This is a genomic window from Brooklawnia cerclae, assembly GCF_011758645.1.
GTDB lineage: Bacteria > Actinomycetota > Actinomycetes > Propionibacteriales > Propionibacteriaceae > Brooklawnia > Brooklawnia cerclae.
In genome coordinates, this window is sequence record NZ_JAAMOZ010000001.1 from 453,581 (window position 1) to 474,622 (window position 21,042).

At 69.1% G+C, this 21,042-nt stretch carries 17 protein-coding genes; 9 read left to right on the forward strand and 8 right to left on the reverse strand.

Features of this window, described 5'->3' with window-relative positions:
- The first annotated feature begins 13 nt into the window (after nucleotides 1-13).
- The 4 genes from nuoL (at nucleotide 14) to FB473_RS02190 (ending at nucleotide 6,057) form a co-directional block, all read left to right on the forward strand.
- A complete protein-coding gene (gene nuoL / locus FB473_RS02175) occupies nucleotides 14-1,900 on the forward strand; it encodes an NADH-quinone oxidoreductase subunit L (protein WP_167168885.1) in 1,887 nt (628 codons plus the stop codon).
- Nucleotides 1,901-1,914: 14 nt separating this feature from the next.
- The gene (locus FB473_RS02180; RefSeq protein ID WP_167164422.1) at nucleotides 1,915-3,444 is read left to right on the forward strand and encodes an NADH-quinone oxidoreductase subunit M; all 1,530 of its coding nucleotides are present in this window, start codon (nucleotides 1,915-1,917) and stop codon (nucleotides 3,442-3,444) included.
- Entirely contained in the window at nucleotides 3,444-4,994 is a 1,551-nt protein-coding gene (gene nuoN / locus FB473_RS02185; protein ID WP_167164424.1) for an NADH-quinone oxidoreductase subunit NuoN, read from the forward strand. The genes FB473_RS02180 and nuoN overlap by 1 nt, the downstream gene beginning before the upstream one ends.
- A gap of 88 nt (nucleotides 4,995-5,082) precedes the next feature.
- On the forward strand, nucleotides 5,083-6,057 hold the full coding sequence (locus FB473_RS02190) for a polyprenyl synthetase family protein (RefSeq protein ID WP_376837261.1): 975 nt from the start codon (nucleotides 5,083-5,085) through the stop codon (nucleotides 6,055-6,057).
- 70 nt (nucleotides 6,058-6,127) lie between these two features.
- On the opposite strand, the gene FB473_RS02195 is transcribed toward FB473_RS02190, so the two are convergent.
- The 5 genes from FB473_RS02195 to FB473_RS02215 form a co-directional block, all read right to left on the reverse strand.
- On the reverse strand, nucleotides 6,128-6,538 hold the full coding sequence (locus FB473_RS02195) for a DUF805 domain-containing protein (RefSeq protein WP_167164426.1): 411 nt from the start codon (nucleotides 6,536-6,538) through the stop codon (nucleotides 6,128-6,130).
- A gap of 70 nt (nucleotides 6,539-6,608) precedes the next feature.
- A complete protein-coding gene (locus tag FB473_RS02200; protein ID WP_167164428.1) occupies nucleotides 6,609-8,561 on the reverse strand; it encodes a M13-type metalloendopeptidase in 1,953 nt (650 codons plus the stop codon).
- 38 nt (nucleotides 8,562-8,599) lie between these two features.
- Entirely contained in the window at nucleotides 8,600-9,838 is a 1,239-nt protein-coding gene (locus FB473_RS02205) for a hypothetical protein (protein WP_167164430.1), read from the reverse strand.
- 22 nt (nucleotides 9,839-9,860) lie between these two features.
- A complete protein-coding gene (locus FB473_RS02210; RefSeq protein WP_341770005.1) occupies nucleotides 9,861-10,952 on the reverse strand; it encodes a 2-oxoacid:ferredoxin oxidoreductase subunit beta in 1,092 nt (363 codons plus the stop codon).
- A complete protein-coding gene (locus FB473_RS02215) occupies nucleotides 10,945-12,789 on the reverse strand; it encodes a 2-oxoacid:acceptor oxidoreductase subunit alpha (RefSeq protein ID WP_167164432.1) in 1,845 nt (614 codons plus the stop codon). The genes FB473_RS02210 and FB473_RS02215 overlap by 8 nt, the downstream gene beginning before the upstream one ends.
- 140 nt (nucleotides 12,790-12,929) lie before the next feature.
- Here FB473_RS02215 and mptB point away from each other — a divergent pair, with 140 nt between their 5' ends.
- On the forward strand, nucleotides 12,930-14,528 hold the full coding sequence (gene mptB / locus FB473_RS02220) for a polyprenol phosphomannose-dependent alpha 1,6 mannosyltransferase MptB (RefSeq protein ID WP_167164434.1): 1,599 nt from the start codon (nucleotides 12,930-12,932) through the stop codon (nucleotides 14,526-14,528).
- Nucleotides 14,525-15,469: an enoyl-CoA hydratase/isomerase family protein gene (locus FB473_RS02225; RefSeq protein WP_167164436.1), complete on the forward strand. Its 945-nt coding sequence runs from the start codon at nucleotides 14,525-14,527 to the stop codon at nucleotides 15,467-15,469. Before mptB ends, FB473_RS02225 begins: the two co-directional genes overlap by 4 nt.
- Before the next feature lie 90 nt (nucleotides 15,470-15,559).
- Here FB473_RS02225 and FB473_RS02230 read toward each other — a convergent pair whose 3' ends face one another.
- Nucleotides 15,560-16,492 carry a hypothetical protein gene (locus FB473_RS02230; RefSeq protein ID WP_167164438.1) on the reverse strand — a complete coding sequence of 311 codons (933 nt, stop codon included), beginning with the start codon at nucleotides 16,490-16,492 and terminating at the stop codon, nucleotides 15,560-15,562.
- Between the two features lie 159 nt (nucleotides 16,493-16,651).
- Nucleotides 16,652-17,515 (reverse strand): exodeoxyribonuclease III, encoded by an 864-nt coding sequence (locus FB473_RS02235; RefSeq protein WP_167164440.1) that lies wholly within the window; start codon nucleotides 17,513-17,515, stop codon nucleotides 16,652-16,654.
- An 18-nt stretch (nucleotides 17,516-17,533) separates the two neighbouring features.
- Here FB473_RS02235 and FB473_RS02240 point away from each other — a divergent pair, with 18 nt between their 5' ends.
- Nucleotides 17,534-18,010 carry a hypothetical protein gene (locus tag FB473_RS02240; RefSeq protein WP_167164442.1) on the forward strand — a complete coding sequence of 159 codons (477 nt, stop codon included), beginning with the start codon at nucleotides 17,534-17,536 and terminating at the stop codon, nucleotides 18,008-18,010.
- Here the strand turns inward: FB473_RS02240 and FB473_RS02245 are convergent.
- Nucleotides 18,007-18,684, reverse strand: coding sequence for a helix-turn-helix domain-containing protein (locus FB473_RS02245; RefSeq protein WP_167164444.1), 678 nt, complete (start codon nucleotides 18,682-18,684; stop codon nucleotides 18,007-18,009). The two genes, FB473_RS02240 and FB473_RS02245, sit on opposite strands and share 4 nt — an antisense overlap.
- A gap of 61 nt (nucleotides 18,685-18,745) precedes the next feature.
- On the opposite strand from FB473_RS02245, the gene FB473_RS02250 reads away from it, so the two are divergent.
- On the forward strand, nucleotides 18,746-18,967 hold the full coding sequence (locus FB473_RS02250) for an RNA-binding S4 domain-containing protein (RefSeq protein WP_167164446.1): 222 nt from the start codon (nucleotides 18,746-18,748) through the stop codon (nucleotides 18,965-18,967).
- A 1-nt stretch (nucleotide 18,968) separates the two neighbouring features.
- Nucleotides 18,969-20,942, forward strand: a complete 1,974-nt coding sequence (locus tag FB473_RS02255) for an AarF/UbiB family protein (RefSeq protein WP_167164447.1) — start codon at nucleotides 18,969-18,971, stop codon at nucleotides 20,940-20,942.
- Nucleotides 20,943-21,042: the final 100 nt, after the last annotated feature.

Sequence of the window (21,042 nt, forward strand, 5' to 3'; positions counted from 1 at the left end):
TTTGGAAATCGTCATCCCGGTCGAGGCGACCGGCCCGTACACGGTGGCCTGGCTGATGATCGCCATTCCGCTGGTGGTGGCGGCGATTCTTCTCCTCGGCGGCAAGGCGACCAACTCGTGGGGCCACTACCTCGGTGTCGCAGGCGCGGTGGGTTCCTTCGTCGTGGCTCTGGTGCTGTGGATCACGATGCTCGGGGCCCAGACGGCGCAACGCGCTGTGCACGTCGAGATGTTCGACTGGATCCGGGTGGGCACGCTCGATCTGAGAGCCGACCTGCTGGTCGATCAGTTGTCGATCCTGTTCGCACTGCTGGTGACGGGCGTCGGGTCGCTGATCTTCGTCTACTCGCTCGGCTACATGGCCCATGATCCCAACCGCCGCCGGTTCTTCGCCTTCCTCAACATCTTCATCGCAGCGATGCTGACGCTGGTGCTGGCCGACAACTACGCGCTGCTGTTCGTCGGCTGGGAGGGCGTCGGTCTGGCGTCCTACCTGCTGATCGGCTTCTGGCAGGAGCGGCGCAGCGCCGCCCTGGCCGCCAAGAAGGCGTTCGTCGTCAACCGCATCGGTGACCTCGGGCTCCTCGCGGCACTGTTCACGATGGTGGCGCAGTTCGGCAGCGTGAACTTCGCCGAGGTCAACGAGAACGCACAGAACCTGAGCCCCGCCTGGGCGACCGCCATCGGCTTCTTCCTGCTGCTGGCGGCCTGTGGCAAGTCGGCCCAGGTGCCCCTGCAGTCCTGGCTGCTGGACGCGATGGAGGGCCCGACCCCGGTCTCCGCGCTGATCCACGCGGCGACGATGGTGACCGCGGGCGTCTACCTGGTCGTCCGCAGTCACACGATCTACGAGCTGACGGCTGCCGCCTCGCTCGCCGTGTGCATCGTCGGCGTCGTCACACTGCTCGCCGGTGCCTGGATCGGCTCGACCAAGGACGACATCAAGAAGGTGCTCGCCGGCTCCACCATGAGCCAGATCGGGTACATGATGCTCGCCGCCGGCATCGGCCCGGCGGGCGGCGCCTTCGCGATCTTCCACCTGTTCACCCACGGGTTCTTCAAGGCCAACATGTTCCTCGGTGCCGGCTCGATCATGCATGCCATGGACGACGACACCGACATGCGGCACTTCGGAGCGCTGCGCAAGGCGATGCCGTGGACCTTCCTGACCTTCGGCATGGGCTACCTCGCGATCATCGGCATACCGCCGCTGTCGGGCTTCTACTCCAAGGACCACATCATCGTCGCCGCCTGGGACAAGGGATGGTACTTCGGAGTGCTGGCCATGATCGGTGCACTGATCACCGCGTTCTACATGACCAGGCTCATGGTGATGACCTTCTTCGGCGAGAAGCGCTGGGCCGACGGCGTCCACCCGCACGAATCGCCGCGCCTCATGGTGGTGCCCTTGGTCCTCCTGGCCCTCGGCTCCATCGTCCTCGGCGTGATCCTGAACTCGGCGATCCAGACCTGGCTGGCCCCACCCACCGGCTTCCATCCACATGAGGCGAGCCTCTGGGAGGTTCCCTGGCAGGGGTGGGTCACGCTGGTGCTGGTGCTGGTCGGTGCCTGGGTCGGCTGGGTGACCTATCGCAGCGGGGTGAGCTTCGAACAGCCCCGCACGAAGAACCCGATCGTCTACATCGGCCGCAACGACCTGCTCGCCGACAAGTTCAACGACGTGGTGTTCGTGCGTGGTGGTGGGCAGCTCGTCAAGGGCGTCAGCGCCGTGGACGACGGCCTGGTCGACGGAGGCGTGCGGAGTGCGTCCGCGCTGGCCACCGCGACGGGCGGGGCATTCGCCAGACTGCAGAACGGCTACTCGCGCAGTTACGGCCTGTTGATGGTCCTCGGGACCGTCCTGGTCAGCGCGGTGTTGATCCTCGGCCGGTTGGCCTGAGGGGAGGAGCACAGATGGAAACCGCGACCCCCCTGCTCACCATCCTGGGCGTGCTGCCGCTCGTCGGCTCGCTGCTCGGCTTCGTGGTGCGCGGCCGTGCCGGCAAACAACTCGCCATGGTGTTCGCGTTGGCGACCCTCGTGTTCGGCGTGGTGGTCTTCTTCATTGCGGGCACCACCGACCTGTCGGAGACAGTCTCCTGGATCTCGCCCATCGGCGCCTGGTACGCGTTGTCGCTCGACGGCATGGGACGGGTGATGGTGCTGCTCACCGTGATCCTCGTGCCCATCGTCCTGCTGGCCGAGTGGCGGATCGACGAGGACGAGACCCCGGCGCAGGCCGCTCCCCGCTGGCAGGGCAACGTCTTCGCGGCGTTCGCCCTCATGCTGGAGGGCTTCGCCCTGTTCGTGTTCATGTCGGCCGACGTCCTGCTCTTCTACATCTTCTTCGAGGCCACCCTCGTCCCGATGTTCTTCCTCATCCAGGGTTGGGGCGGGGAGCGTCGCGGCCGGGCAGCGATGAAGTTCCTGCTGTACAGCCTGGCCGGTGGGTTGATCATGCTCTTCGCCGTCGTCGGCGTCTACGCGGTCACGGCGGACGCCGGGCAACCGAGCTTCCTCGTGTCGGACGTGGCGGCCCTCGGCATCGGCGGGACGACGGGCAGGCTCTTGTTCGTCGGGTTCTTCGTCGCCTTCGCCGTCAAGGCCCCCATGGTGCCGGTGCACACTTGGCTGCCCGACACCGCCGAGCAGGCGACGCCGGGATCCTCGACCCTGCTCGTGGGCATCCTCGACAAGATCGGCACCTTCGGCATGATCCGGCTGTGTCTCGGCTTGTTCCCCGAGGCGAGCCAGTGGGCGACCCCGCTGGTCGTCGTCCTGGCGGTGATCTCGATCGTGTACGGCGCGATCATGGCCATCAGCAGCACCAACCTGCTGCGCCTGGTCGCCTACACGTCGGTCAGCCACTTCGGCTACATGGTGCTGGGCATCTTCGCCTTCACCACGGCATCGGTGAGCGGCTCGATCTTCTACATGCTGGCGCACGGCTTCAGCTCCGCGGCGCTGTTCTTGGTGGTGGGCTTCCTGCTGCGCAGGCGCGGGACCGTCGAGATCTCGGCCTTCGGCGGCATACAGAAGCTCGTCCCGCTGCTCGCCGGGGTGTTCCTGGTGTCCGGCCTGGCCACGCTGGGCCTGCCGGGCACGGCGAACTTCGTCGGTGAGTTCTCGATCATGACAGGATCCTGGCCACGGCAGATGGTCGCGGTCATCTTCGCGGTCGCCGGTACTGTGCTGGCCGCGGTCTACGTGCTGTGGGCCTACCAGCGCGTCTTCGCCGGCCCGGTGAACCCCGAGGCCGCCGAGCATGTCACGCGCGATCTCGACCTGCGCGAGCGGACCGTCGTCGCACCCCTGATCGCGCTGCTGCTGGTCTTCGGCTTCTTCCCGCAGCCGATCATCGATGTGGTCGCGCCGACCGCCCAGGCCACCATGACGCAAGTCGGACTGACCGATCCGGAGCCCGGGTCGATGGGAGGCAAGTGATGTTCGCAGATTTTCTCCCCGCCGCGCCGGTGATCCTGGTGCTCTTGGGGGGCGTGGTGAGCGTCCTGCTGGAAGTGGCCGTCCCGCGTCTGACCCGTGGCACGGTGCAGGCCGCATGGACGGTGATCGTCCTGCTCGTGGCCCTCGGCTGGACGGTGATCGAATGGGCAGCGGGCGAGGGGAGCCTCGCTGCGAGCAGCGCGCTCGCGGCTGACGGCCCCGCCTGGGCCGCCTGGTCGCTGCTGCTGGTCTTCGGTGGGCTGGCCAGCCTGCTGTTCGCCGAGCGCCGGGTCGGCGGTGGCGACTCGCCGTTCGCCCCGAGCGCCTCGGCCGTGCCGGGATCGCAGGCCGAGCGGGTCGCGATCGCGGCCCGTCAGGAACACTCCGAAGTGTTCCCGCTGCTCCTGTTCTCGCTCGCGGGCATGATGGTCTTCGTCGCGGCGAACGATCTGCTGACGATGTTCGTGGCCCTGGAGGTGTTCTCCTTCCCGCTGTACATCCTCGCGGGCCTCGCCCGGCGCCGTCGGCTGCTCAGCCAGGAGGCGTCGCTGAAGTACTTCCTGCTGGGTGCCCTGAGTTCGGCGGTGTTCCTCTACGGCGTGGCGCTCCTGTACGGCTATGCGGGTTCGTTCAACTTCCGCAGCGTCGACCTCGCGATTCAGCAGAACCTTCAGTCGCCCTGGCTGCTTCTGGCCGGCCTCGGCCTGGTCACGGTGGGCGTGTTGTTCAAGCTGGGTGCCGTGCCGTTCCACAGCTGGGTGCCCGATGTCTACACGGGCTCGCCGACGCCGGTGACCGGCTTCATGGCGGTGTGCACGAAGATCGCGGCCGCGCTCGGCCTGCTCCGTCTGCTCTACTCGGCGCTCGGAGCGCTTCGCTGGGACTGGCAGGTGGCCATCGCGGCGGTCGCGGTGCTCACCATGGCGGTCGGTGCGGTGATCGGGCTCGTGCAGACCGACGTCAAGCGGTTGCTCGCCTACTCGTCCATCGCGCATGCCGGGTTCATCCTGGTGGGCGTCGTCGGAGCCACGGCCGTGGCCGACGGTCTCGACTCGGGCCGTGTCGGCTCGGTGTCGTCCGTGTTGTTCTACCTGGCCGCCTACGGTTTCGCGACGCTCGGTGCGTTCGCGATCGTCACGCTGGTGCGTCGTTCGGGCAGCGAGGCGACCAGCTTCGATGCCTGGGCGGGTCTCGGCCGGCGTAGCCCGCTGCTGGGCGTGCTGATGACCGTCTTCCTGCTGAGCATGGCCGGTATCCCGCTCACAGGCGGCTTCATCGGCAAGGTGCTGGTCTTCGTCTCGGCGTGGACCGGCGGCTATTCCTGGCTCGTGCTCATCGCCGTGGTGTTCAGCCTTGTCACCGCCGCCTTCTACTTCAGGGTGATCTGGGTGATGTTCGGTCGCGAGCCGAGCGCCGAGACCGCGGTCGTCACCCCGGGCGCGGGCACGCAGGTCGTCATCTGGGTCGGTGTCTTCGGTACCATCCTGCTCGGCGTCCTGCCCGGGCCGCTGATGGACGCCGCCATCGATGCCGCAGGATTCCTGCGCTGACGTGCTCCGCGGCGATGACATCGGGTTTCCGGTAGGGTGGGCCGAGATGTCTGGTTCGGTGTCGGGGGCTTTCTTGCCGGAGGTGTAGGTGGCGATGGTTGTGGACGACGAGTTTGCCGCCATTGTCGCGGGGCATCTGGAGACGATCGAGGAGCGGCTGTACACCGCCGCTGTCGCCGAGAACCCTTTCGTGACGCAGGCGGCCACCCACGTCGTGGCCGCCGGGGGCAAGCGGTTTCGTCCCGCGCTGGTGGTGGCCGCCGCGTACTGCGGTGACCGGGTGGATGCGGAACAACTGGTTCGTGCCGCTCTGGTCGTCGAACTGACCCACGTCGCGAGCCTCTATCACGACGACGTCATGGACGAGGCCGACATGCGGCGTGGTGTGTCGAGTGCCAATGCCGCCTACGGCAACTCGGTGGCGATCCTCGTCGGCGACTACCTGTTCGCCCGCGCGTCGAGCGAGGTCGCGCTCCTGGGCGTCGACTATGTGCGGCTGCAGGCCCAGACGTTCGCCGAACTCGTCCAGGGGCAGATCGCCGAGACGATCGGCGCCGGCCCCGACGACGACCCGGTCGAGCACTACCTGGGCGTCGTGGCGGGCAAGACGGCCTCGCTCATCCGCACCTCGGCGGTCTTCGGTGGCATGGTCGGTGGTGCGCCGCCGGAGGTGCTGGAAGCGCTGGCGAGTTTCGGCTTCGAGATCGGCATGGCGTTCCAACTGTCCGACGATCTCATCGACGTCATCTCGGACGACACGGGCAAGACCCCGGGAACCGATCTGCGTGAGGGCATACCCACGCTCCCCACCTTGTTGCTGCGCGCATCCGGCGATCCTGAGGATCGTCGGCTCGTCGAACTCATCGACGGTGGCCTCGACCGCGACGAGGACCTGGCGATCGTCCTGTCGGGTCTGCGGGCCAGCGCCGTCATCGGGCAGGTGCGCGAGACGATCGTCGGCCGCGCCGACACGGCGCGCGCCTACCTGGACGCATTGCCCGACGGTCCAGCCAAACGGGCGTTGCAGCGCCGTTGCGACGACGTCGTCACGCGCCTTTCCTGACCCATGGGGAAGGGCCCCGGGAAACGCTTTCCCAGGGCCCTTCGGTTTCGCGCGGATTTCCGCCCGGATATCAGCCCTGGTAGGGGGCCTGCGGGGCGTAGCCGGTCTCGGGGCTTTCCGGGTTGGGGCCGTGGGCGTTGGGGCCGGGCTCCCCGGGCCGAACGGCCATGATGATGTAGATGATCGTGCCGATGACCAAGAAGATGTTGAGCAGAATCCACCACCCGCTCTTGCCCTGGTCATGGAACCGACGGAATCCGACTGACCATGTGGGGACGAGCACAGCGAGCGAGAAGAGGGTCTGCACCCACGAGAACGGGGACGAGCCGGCGTCGTTGGCGGTGGCGCCGTTGATGATGCTGAGGACGATGTTGATGGCCAGGACGGTCAGGAACCAGTAGACCCACTCCTGCCGAGAGGCGCGACCGGTGAACTTTGCGTAGTTCGAAAGCGTGAACTTGATGGAATCCGTGTAGCTCATGGTTGGGTTCCTCCTGTTGTGGATTGGCCCAACAAGGGTAAGCAAATCCGGGGTCACAACATGCGAAGATTCACCAGATGCGAACACGTTCTGCCGGTTCGAGCCACATCGCGTCGGTCGGTGCCGTCCCGAACGCCTCGTGGAACTCCGGGATGTTCCGTGCCACCTGGTTGCAGCGGATCTCGTCGGGTGAGTGCGGATCGGTCGCCAGGCGCTCCTTCATGGCTTGGGGACGCGTGATCGTCCGCCAGGTCTGGGCCCAGCCGTAGAACAGCCTCTGGGCGGGCGCCATGCCATCGACGGGCTGGGGGTCGGCGTCGTGAGTGGCGATCCGCCACGCCTGGTAGGCGATCGCGAGCCCGCCGAGGTCGCCGATGTTCTCGCCGAGTGTGAGCTCGCCGTTGACGTGGACCTCGGGGGTCACGCTGGGTGCCAGCTGGTTGTACTGGGCGACCAGCGACGCTGTGCGCTCCTCGAACGCCTTCCGGTCGGCGTCGGTCCACCAGTTGCGCAGGCGGCCGTCACCGTCGCAGGTCGATCCCTGGTCGTCGAACGCGTGCCCGATCTCGTGGCCGATCACGGCGCCGATGCCCCCGTAGTTGACCGCGTCGTCGGCCTCGGCGTCGAAGAACGGCGGCTGCAGGATCGCGGCCGGGAAGACGATCTCGTTGCGCAGCGGGTGGTAGTAGGCGTTGACCGTCTGCGGATACATCAGCCATTCGTCGGGATCGATCGGGCCCGCCAGCTGCTCGATCATGTAGTCGAACGCGAAGCTGTCGGCGCGCAGCACGTTGCCCACCAGGTCGTCGGGGACGAGCTGGAGCCTGCTGTAGTCGCGCCACTTGGCCGGATAGCCGATCTTGGGGCGCAGCTTCGACAGCTTCAGCAGCGCCTCGGCACGGGTCTCGTCGGTCATCCAGTCCAGCTCGCTGATCGACCGCCGGTAGGCCTCCAGCAGGTTGGTGACCAACTCGTCGGCGCGGGCTTTCGTGGGCTCGGGGAAGTGCCGCTCCACGTACACGCGGCCGACGGCCTCGCCGAGCACCCCCTCCACCAGGCTCACGCCGCGCTTCCAGCGCTCGCGCAGCACCGGGATGCCCTGCAGGGTGCGCCCGTAGAAGTCGAAGTTCTCCTCCACGATGTCGGACGACAAGTAGGGCGCCAGCGCGTCGACGACCTGCCAGCGTGCCCACGCCTTCCAGTCGTCCAGGTTCGATGCGGTCACCAGAGCCTGCGCGTCCCCGAGGAACGTGCGCTGGCAGTTGACGACCTCCGCGACCGCGGATGCGGGCAGTTCGGCCCCGGCGAGGAACGCGTCCCAGTCGAGCGACGGCGAACTCGCCGCGAATTCCTCCCAGGTCTGCGGGAAGTACATCTCGACCATGTCGCGGGTGCGCACCTTGTCCCAGTGGTGGGCGGCGATGCGGGTCTCGAGATCGAAGGCGCGCCGTGCCTGGTCGTCGGCGTCCGCCACCCCCGCCGCGGCCAGTGCCTTGGCGATGTGCGCGACGTAGGCCTCCCGGATCTCGGCGTGCTCGTCCAGTCGGTAGTACTCCTCGTCGGGCAGGCCGATGCCCGACTGGCCCACGAAGACCAGGTACCGGCCCGGGTTGCCGGGATCGGCGTCGTTGTCGAGGTCGAGCAGGGCGGTGATGCCGTGACGCACCGACCAACCCCAGAACCTTGCCAGGTCGGTGGTGCTGCCGATCGCGTCCACCCGGTCGAGCAGCGGACGCAGGGGATCCGCGCCGAGGGACTCGACCCGGTCGGTGTCCATGAAGGACGCGTAGAGGTTCGCGATCCGCGCCTCGTCGCCGTCGCCGGTGCCGGGCGTCAGCTCGTCGACGATCTCCCGGACGGCCTGCTCCGACTTCTCCCGCAACTCGTGGAACGCCCCCCAGCTGCTCTTGTCGTCCGGGATGGTCGCCTGGCGTGCCCACGCGCCGTTCACGTGGCCGAAGAGGTCGTCCTGCGAGCGGGTGGACTGGTCGAAGTACGCGAGGTTCAAGGCATCGGTGGTCACCTGGACAGCCTAGCCTCGCACCGGAATCGGTCCGGTCGTCAGGCGCCCGCCGTCGTCCAGGCGACCTCGAAGTCGTCCGCGTCGTCGACCAGCAGGGAGCCGGACAGGCCGGCCGAGACCGGGGCGAGCAGCTGCCGTCCGTTCGTGCTGCCGTCGGTGTAGGTGAAGCTGACGGCGAACTGCAGCACCACGGAGAGCTGGCCCACCGTCTGATCCGCGGGGTCGAGCGCGGGGACGGCGTCGGCGAACGGGGAGTTGACGAGTTCCCACCGCACGCTGGCCGGATCGTACGGGTAGGAGGGGACGATGCTGTTCGGGCAGCCCTCGGGTTGCAGGGTGCCGGCGTTCATACACGCCTGGAGGGTCTCGCGCCCGGCGTCGAGCAGCGCCTGTTTGCCCTGGTCGGTCAGTTCCGGGGTGAGGACGCGCTGTACCTGGCCCTGGTACTCGAGGTTGGTGATGGTGAGCTCGTTGTTGGCCGGATAGGTGATCAGCGGTAGCCCGGTGCCGACCTGGTAGCGTCCCGGCAACAACTCGGCCAGGCCTCCACCGGGCACGGCCGTGTCGTTGAGCAGGATCGGCAGCTCCTGGGCGTTGGGGTTGCGGAACTCGACCTGCACCGTGGACGCGGCGAGCTGCCACGAGCCGGTGTCGTCGCGGGTGACCCGGAACCGGGTCTGCACATCCTGGCCCCCGATGCGATAGCTCGCGGCCACCTCGGTGGTCGCGCTGTCCACCTGCGGAACTCGGATGTCGGAGATCGGGAAGCTCGCCAGCGACCGTGCGTACGCGTCCGGCCTGATGGCGGCGGTGCTGCCGGCGCCGAGAGGGCCCATCGACATCGCGGTCGCGGTGTCGCCCGCGGCGAGGGCCTCCAGGTACTGGCGGACGACCTCGTCGGCCCGGGCGAACCTCGGCCCCTGCGTCTGGGACGGCTCGACGATCGTGTCCTGGTCGGGCAACGGGTCGTACCAGAAGCGCACGTAGGCCCATCCGGCGCCCACCCCCACGATGACCAGGGCGATCGTCCAGGCGATCATGCGTTTCCAGGGAAAGCGGAACACGCGGGCCTCGGGCTCCGGTGCCGGGATCTCGTATCTGTCGGCCGGCCGGTCGAATCGGCTCGCGGTGCGGGCCCCGGGCGGCCCCGACCAGGCGGGACGACGGATCGTCGTGTCGCCGCGTACGGGAGTGGCCTGTGAGACCGGATCGGCCTGGAAGACCGGCCGTGGTGAGACCGGACGCTCGAATCCGTCGTCGGCGTGCTGGTCGACCACCAGGCTCCCTCCCGCTACCGGTTCAGTCGAGCACCCAGGTGTCGTCGCCCGTCAGCAGGGCCTGGAGAGCCTCGTCGGTAGCCGCTTCCGCATCATCGTCAGGGCTGACGGGACCATTGTGGCCGATCTCGGTGGCAATCTGCTGCCGGGCGAGGTCGTCGAAGGCCGGACGGTCGACGTCGCGGAAGATGCCGACGGGGCTCTGCCGCATCCGGCCGGAGTCGGTCAGCCGTGACAGGGCGAACGCGAAGGTCGGATCGGTCCGGTGCGCGTCGTGACGCAGCACGGCGTCCAACCCGACCTCGGCCACGGGTGCGAGCGTCAGCTCGCCGGTCGCGGGGTCGCGGACGACTCCCGTCGCGCCGCTCGCGGTGACGATGGGCTCGCCGTGCTCCAGCTTGATCAGGCCGTCCCCGCCGGGGTTCGTGAGGTCGTCCCAGGCCCCGTCGTTGAAGATCGGGCAGTTCTGGTACACCTCGACCAGCGACGAGCCGCGATGCTCGAACGCCGCCCGGAGCACCGAGGTGAGATGTGCCCGGTCGGAGTCGATGCTGCGGGCCACGAAGGTGGCCTCCGACCCGAGCGCGAGCGAGACCGCGTTGAGCGGCACGTCCACGCTGCCCATCGGGCTCGACTTGGTGACCTTGCCCAGTTCGCTGGTGGGGGAGAACTGTCCCTTGGTGAGCCCGTAGATGCGGTTGTTGAACAGCACGACGGTGAGGTTGATGTTGCGGCGCAGCGCGTGCACCAGGTGGTTGCCGCCGATCGACAGGGCATCCCCGTCGCCGGTGGCGACCATGATGGCCAGGTCGGGCCGGGTCATCGCCAGCCCGGTGGCGATGGTCAGGGCGCGGCCGTGGATCGAGTGCAGGCCGTAGCTGTTGACGTAGTAGGGGAAACGGGACGAGCAGCCGATGCCGGAGATCACGACCGTGTTCTCGCGGGCGATACCCAACTCCGGCAGGAGTGCCTGCACGGCGTTGAGCACGGCGTAGTCGCCGCAGCCGGGGCACCAGCGCACCTCCTGATCGGAGGTGAACGACTTCCGGGTGAGGGGCTCGAGCGCAAGCGGAACGCCGGCGAGCCCGCCGACCAGGGCATGCGGATCAGTCACGATCGGCCTCCTCCAGGGTGGCGATCAGATGTTCGGTGAGTTCGGAGACCGACAGCGGCAGGCCGCGCAGCCGGTTCCACGGCTGTGCGTCCACCAGGTATCGCGCCCGAAGCACGGTGGCGAGCTGCCCCAGGTTGATCTCCGGCACGATCACCCGCTCGTAGCGGTGGAGCAGGTCGCCGAGGTTCGCGGGCAGCGGGTTGAGGTGCCGGAGGTGGATCTGGGCGATCGGACGCCCCAGTTCGCGGACGCGCTGCACGGCCGCGGTGATCGACCCCCAGGTCGAGCCCCAGCCGACGACGGCGACCCGGGCGGCGCCGCTGGGATCGTCTAGCCGGGCGTCGGGAACCGGGATGCGTGCAATGCGGTCGGCCCGGAGCCGCGTCATGCGGTCGTGGTTGTCGGGGGCGTACGAGATGTCGCCCTTTCCGTCCAGCTTCTCCAGCCCGCCGAGACGGTGTTCGAGGCCGGGGGTCCCAGGGATCGCCCACGGCCGGTCGAGGGTGATCGGGTCGCGCTCGTAGGGCAGGAACGTACCGTCCTCGCTGTTGGGCGCGGTGGCGAACTTCGGGTCGATGGGCCTCATGGACGCGAGGTCGGGCACCAGCCAGGGCTCGGACCCGTTGGCCAGGTAGGCGTCGCTGAGGACGACGACCGGGGTGCGGTGTTCCAGCGCGATGCGGCACGCGTCCACGGCCGCGGCGAAGCAGTCGGACGGCGAGCTGGCCGCGATGACGGGCACCGGCGACTCGCCGTTGCGTCCCCACAGGGCCTGCAGCAGATCGGACTGCTCGGTCTTGGTGGGCATGCCGGTCGAGGGACCCGCACGTTGCACGTCGACGACCACCAGGGGAAGTTCCGTCATGACCGCGAGGTTGATCATCTCCTGCTTGAGCGTGAAGCCGGGCCCCGACGTCGTGCACACTCCGAGCGACCCGCCGAAGGACGCGCCCAGCGCGGCGCCGACGGCGGCGATCTCGTCCTCGGCCTGGAAGGTGAGCACCCCGAACGACTTGCGGCGGGACAGTTCGTGCAGCAGATCGGAGGCGGGCGTGATCGGGTAGGCGCCGAGGTACAGCTGCAGGCCGGCGAGACGGGCCGCGGTCATCAGGCCCAGGGCCATGGCCTGGTTGCCCGAGATCTGGCGGTACCGGCCCGTGGGGAGCGTCGCGGGGGCCACCTCGTAGCGCACCGAGAACGTCTCGGTGTTCTCTCCGTAGTTCCAGCCCGCGTTGAGGGCCGCGATGTTGGCGTCCCGCACCGCCGGATTGCCGGCGAACTTGTCGCGCAGCCAGGCGAGGGTCGGCGACAGGTCGCGGCTGTAGAGCCAGCTGATCAGCCCGAGCGCCAGCATGTTGCGGGTGCGGGCGGTCGCCTTACGTCCGAGCCCGAACTCCTTGACGGCCGTGGTCGTGATGGCGGTCAGATCGAGCGCGACGACCTGCCAGGCGTCCAGCGACCCGTCTTCCAGGGGATTGTGCTCGTAGCCCGCGTGCGCGAGGTTGCGCCGGGTGTACTCCGCCGTGTCGGTGACCACGACTCCGCCGCGGCGCAGGGCACTCAGGTGCACCTTGAGAGCGGCCGGGTTCATCGCTACCAGGACGTCGAGGTCCTCGCCCGGGGTGACGATGTCCCTGTCGGCGAAGTGCACCTGGAAGCTGCTCACCCCGCCCAGGCTGCCCTGCGGCGCCCGGATCTCCGCGGGGAAGTCCGGAAGTGTGACGATGTCGTTGCCCTGCCGTGCCGAGTCCGCCCCTAGACGGTTGCCGGTGAGTTGCATGCCGTCGCCGGAGTCCCCGGCGAACCGCACCACAACCCGGCTCACCTGCTGTGGCACCAATACCCCCTGGTCTCGTGGTGCCCCTGTGACTCAGGGCACCCTTCCCAGACTAGCCAGCGTCCCCAATCGGGCACAGGTTCGGGCAGTAGGCTGATCGGCATGTCCGGCATTCCTCCCGCTCCCGGGGTCCGCGAGCTGTGAGCGATTGGCTGGCGGCCTGTTGGGGTGACATCGTCGAGGCCTGGCGGGTCAGGGTGGTCCGGCGCGGGGTCCTCGGCACGGGACTGATCGCGATCGGGTCGCTGTCGCCCGCCTATCTGCCGCGGAACTCGCCGTGGTGGCAGCTGTTCACCGACTGGGACGCCACGGGTACCCCGGTGCGGCTGTTCGGGACGACGATCACCATGGCCGGTCTGTTCCTGCTGTTGGACGCGTGGTTCCGGCTGCGTCCCCGGTCGTCGTCCGGCCACGGTTCGAGCATCGGCGACCGATACGCGGCCCGGCATCTGCGGCACTGGGCGATCCTGGCCATCTGGGGTGCTCCCTTCCTGTTCGCCCCGCCGATCTTCAGCCACGACGCCTACAGCTACGCCGCCCAGGGCTGGCTGATTCACAACGGCATCAACGCGTACGACGCGGGCCCCGCCGTCCTCCCGGGCGCTTTCGCCGACCAGGTGTCGTGGGTGTGGCGCGACACGCCGGCACCCTACGGCCCGCTGAGCCTGCAACTGCAGCATCTCGTCGTGGACATCTGCCGCTTCCACCCCTACACCGCGGCCGTGGCCATGCGGGTGCCCGCCCTCATCGGGGTCGGCCTGATCGGGCTCCTCATCCCGCGCATCGCGCGCCAGCGGGGGGCCGACCCCGCTTTCTCAGCGTGGTTCGCGACGCTCAATCCCGTGCTGGTGATCGACTTCGTCGGCGGAGCGCACAACGACAGCCTGATGATGGGCCTGGTCGTGGCCGCCTTGTGGGTGACCGGCCTGCCCATGCCCCGGTGGCGGTTCCGTGTGCTGGGGCGCACGATCGCGACTGATCGGCTGGGGAACCTGTGGTGGCTGGTCGGTGCGGTGCTGGTCGGTCTGGGGGCCGCGATCAAGCAGCCCGCGATCATGACGGCGTACGCGTTACCGCTGATGGCCAGACCGTGGCTCAGTTGGCGCTCGCGCGACGTGGCCATCACGGTCGGGCGGGTGCTGCTCAGCGCCGCCATCGCGATCGGCACGTTCAGCCTGGTCAGCGTGATGACCGGGCTGGGATTCGGCTGGATCAACGCGGTCAACGTGCCCGGCATGGTGATCACGATCGCGCCGTTCACCGTGCTCGGCCAGGGCGTGCAGCTCGTCCTCGACTTCTTCCGGCTCGATCCCACGGGGTGGGCCGGCGTCCGTGCGACCAGGACCGTGGGCGTCGTCCTGGCCGGCACCGCGATCGGGGCGATGGCCCTGACGATCGCCCGGCGTCGTCCGCTGCAGTTCCTCGCGCTGGGGTATCTGACGGCGGCACTGGCGCTGCCCGCCGTCCGCAGCTGGTACATCCTGTGGGGAGGACTGCTTCTCCCGCTCAGCAAGCCACGCGGCCGTACCACCAGCATCGCCATTTGGACGACGGTCGTCCTGCTCTGTTACGACGGTATCAACATGGCATGGCGTAACGACGCGTTGGCGCTGGGCTTCGCCGCGGCAGCCGGCATCTGGTGGCTCGCACGCACCCATCAGGCGGCATCGGAGGGTGCGGGTGATCGCCGCCATCGGATTCCCGCCACCGCGGCACACATCGAACTGGAGAAGAGATGAGCGACGATCCCGAACTGCTGATCGACAAGGCCGATGGTGTCGGCACCATCACCCTCAACCGCCCGAGGCGGATCAACGCGCTGTCCCTCGGCATGATCGAGGAACTGACCGGCCGACTCACCTCCTGGGCCGACGACGCCTCGGTGAGCCGGGTCGTGTTGCGCGGGGCCGGGGAGCGGGGCTTCAGCGCGGGGGCCGACGTGCGGTGGCTGCGTGACGCCGTGCTGGACGACCAGGCGGCCGCCCTCGGCTTCCTGCTCGCCGAGTACCGGTTGGACGCACTGGTGGCGTCCTTCCCCAAGCCGGTGACCGCGCACCTCGTGGGCATCTCCATGGGCGGGGGGCTCGGCCTCGGTGCTCACCGGACGTATCGGGTGGGCGTGCCGGCCACACGATGGGCGATGCCGGAGGTCGCGATCGGGCTGTGGCCCGACGTCGGCATGTGCTTCGAGCTGTCGCGGACGCCCGGGCAGGTGGGTGCGCACCTGGCGATGACCGGTGACAGCATCGACGGTGCCTCCGCCCTGTGGGCGGGGCTGCTGGACGAGTGCCCCGGCGCCGAGGCATCGTCGTCGTCCCTGGCTCGTGCGGCGGTGTGGATCGACGAGTGCTACGCCTCGGACGATCCGGTGGAGATCGTGGGCAGGCTGGCCCAGCACGCCGATCCGGCGGCCCAGGAAGCGGCCCGGACCATCCGATCGCGCAGCCCCTTGTCGGTGGCCGTGGCACTGGGGGCCGTACGCCGGGCCGCTCAGCTGCCCGACGTCGACGCCGTGCTCGACCAGGATCGTGCCCTCGCGCGGACGACCATGGCCGATCCGGACGACTTCGTCGAGGGCGTGCGCGCGAAGATGGTCGATCGGGACGGTGCTCCCCGCTGGCGCCACGCCCGCCTGGAGGACGTCACCCCCACCGAGGTCGAGGCGCGATTCGGCGCCTGAGCCGCCGCTGGCGGTGTCGTCCGGCCGCGTCTGCTTGCTCCCGCGCGCCAAATGGCCTCCCGCGCGCGAGATTTCGATCGCGGGAGACGATCATGCGCGCGGGAAGGAGGGACGGCCTCCGACCGCCCATGCGCGTCGTTCCAGCAGATCGCACAGGTCGCGGGCGAATCCCGGACCGTCCCTCAGGTCGTCCCACATCCAGCGGTGTATCCACCATTCCTGACGCAGAAGCCTGTTCTCGCGCCGCTTCTCCTGCGCGATGACGTCGCGAGCGGTTCGGCCCGGGGGAACGAGGCGGCCGTACTTGACGAGGCCGTCGAACTCCCCGAGGACGCCCAGGTCGGGCCAGGCGAAGTCGGCCCGCGCCAGCAGCCGGCCCGCGTCGTCGCGTATCTCGTGCTGCAGGAGCGGTCGCGGAACGCCGCACGTGATCATCCAGTAGCGGCTCTCCGATTCGCCGGGTGACTCCGCGAGGGGATCGGCATGGTCGAGCGCCCAGGCGATCGTCCTCGACCCGCGGCGGCGACCGAGCGCGGCCTCGTCTCGTAAAGGCTCGGACGAGGTCAGCAGCCGCCACCCGGCGTCGACCACCCAGAGGGCTTCGTCGGGTTCACAGAGGCCGGCCAGGTCGATGACCGTGCGCGCCAGCGAGGTGACCCTCATGCCCTGCAGTTCCACCACGTCGTCGTCTCGCAGAGGCCGCGCGTGCGTCCACAGCGTTTTCGTCGCCCGTCCGCCAGAAGCCCGGTCCCGCGTCACGTGGACGCGTCCCAGGAGCCTTCTCGGCACCGGCAGCCCCCACATGACCGCCGCGGACGCATGACTGAGCACGGCCCCCGGGCCGAGCGCCGGCAGCGTGGTACGGACGAGGACCAGGTGCCGGGCGTCCGGATCGTCGGGAAGCGCGCCACGCAGATAGCCACCGTGGCGGGGGTGGCTCAAGGCCCCGTCCCGCACCATCGAGCGCACGTCGGCGGGCGACAGCCCTGCGTCCATCAATTCTGTGTATCTGAGCGTGTCCATGCCCGGATCATGGGCGGATTCGGCAGCAGGTGGTCACGATCCACAGCCCCGCCCGACGTCGGGGCGTTCCCGCGCGCCAAATGGTCTCCCGCGCGCGAGATTTCGATCGCGGGAGACGATTTCGCGCGCGGGTCCGGGAGCCGTCGCCGCGAGCGGGCCTCACACCGCGTAGTCGACGACCACGGGGGCGTGGTCGCTCAGCCTCTCGTCCCGGCTCGGATCGCGGTCGGTGCCGCCCGAGGTGGCCAGACGTGCCAGGCCGGGGGTCGCCATGTGGTAGTCGATCCGCCACCCCACGTCGTTGGCGAAAGCCGCCCCACGCCAGCTCCACCACGAATAGGGGCCCGCCAGGCCGGGATGCAATGTGCGCACGACGTCGACCATGGTCCTCGGTGACAGCTGGGCGTCCAACCATGCCCGTTCCTCGGGCAGGAAACCCGCGGACCTGGTGTTGCTGCGCCAGTTGCGCAGATCGAGCGGGGTGTGCGCGATGTTGAAGTCACCGAGCACGAGATAGTGACGTCCCCGGGCCGCGGCGGCGCGCCGGGCGCGGACGAGGAACTGTTCGAAGCCGGCGAGGAAGGCCATCTTGTCGTCGTAGCGCCGCTTGGCCCCCTCGGGGTCGTCGCTGCGACCGTCGCCCTCGGGGGTGTCGCCCTTGGGCACATAGACGCTCGCGACGCACAGGGGTGCGTCCGCGAGATCGACCTCGACGTAGCGTCCCGCGCTCGCGAAAGCGCGCAGCCCTCGTGGCAGGACGCCACCCGACTCGCTCCAGTCGCGCCACGTGCGCACGGCGGCCGCGGGCTCGCGGGTGAGCAGGGCAACCCCGTTCCGTCCGGCACGATCGCCCTCGTCGTAGGCGAGGTGATAGTCGCCGAAGGCGCCCGGCGGCAACTGGGGGGTGGGGCAGCGCACTTCTTGCAGCGCGATCACGTCGCAGCCCCTGCCGCCCAGCCATTCACCGAACCCCCGCCGCACGCTCGCCCGGATGCCGTTGACGTTGAAGGTGGCTATGCGCATGACGGCAAAACTACCGCCATGGGGCCCCCGGTTAGTCTGGTCGTCATGGGCCACCACGGACGAGTCGCCGAACGGCGGACCGCGACAGGACGACACCGGATACGCGTCGCCCTGATCGCCGTGATCGCGTGGTGGTTCGCCGCCGCGTTCGCCGTCGCGGCGTGGGCTCTCCTCGATCGGGCGATGTCGTCGGACGACGCCAGCACACCCGCCATGGTGGGCACGTGGTTGATCGGCCTCGCCGCGCTCGCCTCCGTGATCGGCTGGGCGTCCAGCATCGGATCGGTGGTGCGTGACCGGGGACGCATCCGCATCGGTGCCCTGTGCCTGCTCGTCCTGCCCGTGTTGGGCGTCGCCACGGCCCTGTTCGCCGTTTCGTCCACGGTCGAGCGCTCGAACGATCCGCTCGCCGCCCTGTGGCTGTTGTTCTCCGGGCTGCTCCTGATCACGGGGACGCTGCTCATCGTCCCGCCGGAGCACCTGGGCACGGGCTAGGCGTCGCTCGCGACAGCACGGGCACGCTGCGTGACGACCAGCAGGCAGCCGCCCGGTGCGCCGTTCGGGATGAGTTCGACCTCGGCTTGTGGGACGTCGTCGCTCGCGCGGGCCAGTACCCGCATCAACCCCTTGTGAATGCCGCAGACGGCCTCGGGGTTGCGATTGGCTGCGGCCAGCACCGGGCAGTTGCGCAGCACCAGGTTGCCGTTGGCGACCTGCGCCGGCCCGAAACCGAGTTCGTTGAGCGCGGCGACGAGCCGGATCTCGCCATGCGTATCGGCCAGTTGCGCCGCCAGGCGGTTGCCCCACCGTTCGCCCACCTCACGGATGAACGCGTCGCGGTCGGGCAGCACGTCGAGGGCGTCGAGGAGCGCCCCGAGCGTCTCCACGTAGTCGACGCCGCAGCCCAGCGGCGTGGCCCGGTAGTACTGCGCCGGACGGCCGGGACCGTCCGCTCGCGTCTCGCACATGTCGGCGAGCCCCTGGGCGGTCAATGCGGCCAGATGCTCGCGGATCGTGTTGCGGTGCAGGCCCAGGGCATCCCCGAGTTCCTGCACGGTCCACGGCTCACGTCGGCTCCGCAGCCGCGCCAGCACCCTTGCCCGCGCTGCGGTGATGCCCACCGAAGTGAGACCGGTATCCTGCGGCCCCCCTGCCGCCGACCTGATCACAAGTTCATGCTAGTCCCGGGCGGCCCGCTCGGCAGGGAGCACGCTGTGTCAGGATCGGCTCATGGATATCGAGACCGTCGAGGTCGGGGGCACGATTCGCCTCGGCCAGTTCCTCAAGTTCGCCGGGTTGGCCGATTCGGGTGCGCACGCGCACGAGCTGATCGCCGAGGGTGACGTGCAGGTCGACGGACGCGTGGAGACCCGTCGCGGGCGCCAGCTGCACGGTGGCGAGGTCGTGACGCTCGCCGATGGCCGGGCGGTGCGGACGGTCCGGGTGGGTTGACGTGGACTTCTGGAACCTGGTCGGCGAGGGCCTGGGGTGGTTGTACACCCTGGGCATCCTGGGGATCGTCACCGTGTTCGTGGCGCAGACGAGCCGCCGTGTCCTGGGCATCCGCGTGGCGTGGGTGCGGGCGCTGCTGGTGACCTTCGTGGTCATGGTGGCGGTCATGGCGGTGATCGCCGTCGTGGTCGGGCCGCCGGACATCGGGCCGGGTTCGAGCCTGTCGACCGTCGTCGCCTTCTGCCTCTCCGTGCTGTACATGGTGCTCGGCACGTTCGCCCTCGGCGTCCTGGGGCTCATGGTGCTCGAGATCGTCCTCCCGAGCGGCTCGATGCCACCGTTGCGCACGTGGTTCACGGGCTGGCGCAGGCGGTTCCACCGCCTCCGCCGGTATCTGCGGATCATGTTGATCCTGGCGCGGTACGGCCTCACCGCCCCGTTGCGCGGTGTGGGTCGTCCCGAGCGCGCCCAGGTCACGGCGGAGTCGATACGCCGGGCGATGGAGGACGCCGGGGTCACGTTCATCAAGCTCGGCCAGATGCTGTCGACCCGTTCCGACCTGCTGCCGGCCCCGTTCATCAAGGAGCTGTCCAAGCTGACCACCCAGGTGGGTCCGACCGAGTACCGGGCCATCGAATCCGTGCTCCGCCGCGAGCTCGGCGACCGCCTCGACCGCCTCGACGTCGATCCCGCGCCGTTGGCGTCCGCATCGGTGGCCCAGGTGCATGCCGCGGTGCTCGACGGCACCGACGACGTCGTCGTGAAGGTCCGGCGCGACGGTGCCGCCGAACAGGTGACCATCGATCTCCAGATCCTCGAGCGGCTCGCCCGCACCTTGGCGGCCAACGCCGAGTGGGCGCGCAACCTCGGCGTGGTCGAGCTCGTCCGGGGTTTCGCCGATTCCCTGCGGGAGGAACTCGACTACTGCGTCGAGGTCGAGAACATGGGCGCCCTGCGTGCCTCTCTGGGCACCAGCGGAGTGCGCATCCCCCAGGTGTACGACGCGCTGTGCACCGATCAGGTGATCGTGATGGAGCGGTTCTACGGCACTCCGGTCGCCGAGGGCGACGAGCTCATCGCCACCCTGCCGGCCGACGTCCGGCGTCGTTCGGCCGACGTGCTGCTCTCGGCCGTGGTGGGACAGATCCTGGAGCAGGGGGTCTTCCACGCCGACCTGCACTCCGGGAACGTCCTGGTGTGGCCGGACGGCGCTGTCGGGCTCCTCGACTTCGGCTCGGTCGGGCGGTTGGACGCGTCCTCGCGCCACTATCTCGGGCTGTTGCTGTGGGCGGTCAACGCCGACGATCCCGCATTGGCCACCGACGCGGTGCTGGAGGTGCTCGACCACGACGGCCAGGTGGACGAGCGGGCGCTCCAGCGCGGGATGGGTCTGCTCATCACCCGGGTCCGGTCGTCCACGACCGGAGGGAGCCTCGCCTTCTTCCAGCAGCTGATGGCGCTGGTGATGAAGCAGGGGATGAGCGTCCCGACGAACATCGCCACGGCGTTGCGATCCCTGGGCTCGCTGGAAGGCACGCTGAAGCTGCTCTATCCGCCCGTCGATCTCATCGAGAGCGCGATGCAGATGTCGCAGGACGTGATCGGCGACATGTCGGTGGAGGGGGCCAAACACCGGATCACCAATCAGGCCATGCGCCTGGTACCCCTGGTCGAGCACCTTCCCCGTCGTCTCAACCGCATCACCGAGGACATCGAGACGGGGCGGCTCACCGTCCACATGCGTGTCGTGTCGCATCCGGACGACCGGGCGTTCCTCACCGGCCTGGTGCAGCAGGTGGTCGTCGCGCTGCTGGCCGGTTTCGCGGTGATCGCGGGGATCATGCTCGCGACGTCCAGCGGCGGTCCCACCCTCTTCGGCGCCCGGGTGTTCGACCTCCTGGGTTACCTGCTGGGTTTCGCAGGTTTCATCCTGTCGCTACGGGCGGTCGCCATGGTCTTCGGCCGTCGCGGCTGAACCTGCGATCGTCGTCCCATGGACTACGACGAAGTCGTGCTGCTGTGCCAGCATCTCGGGCACGCCGAGATCACCCGGGACGTCCTGCGCCTGGCCGCCT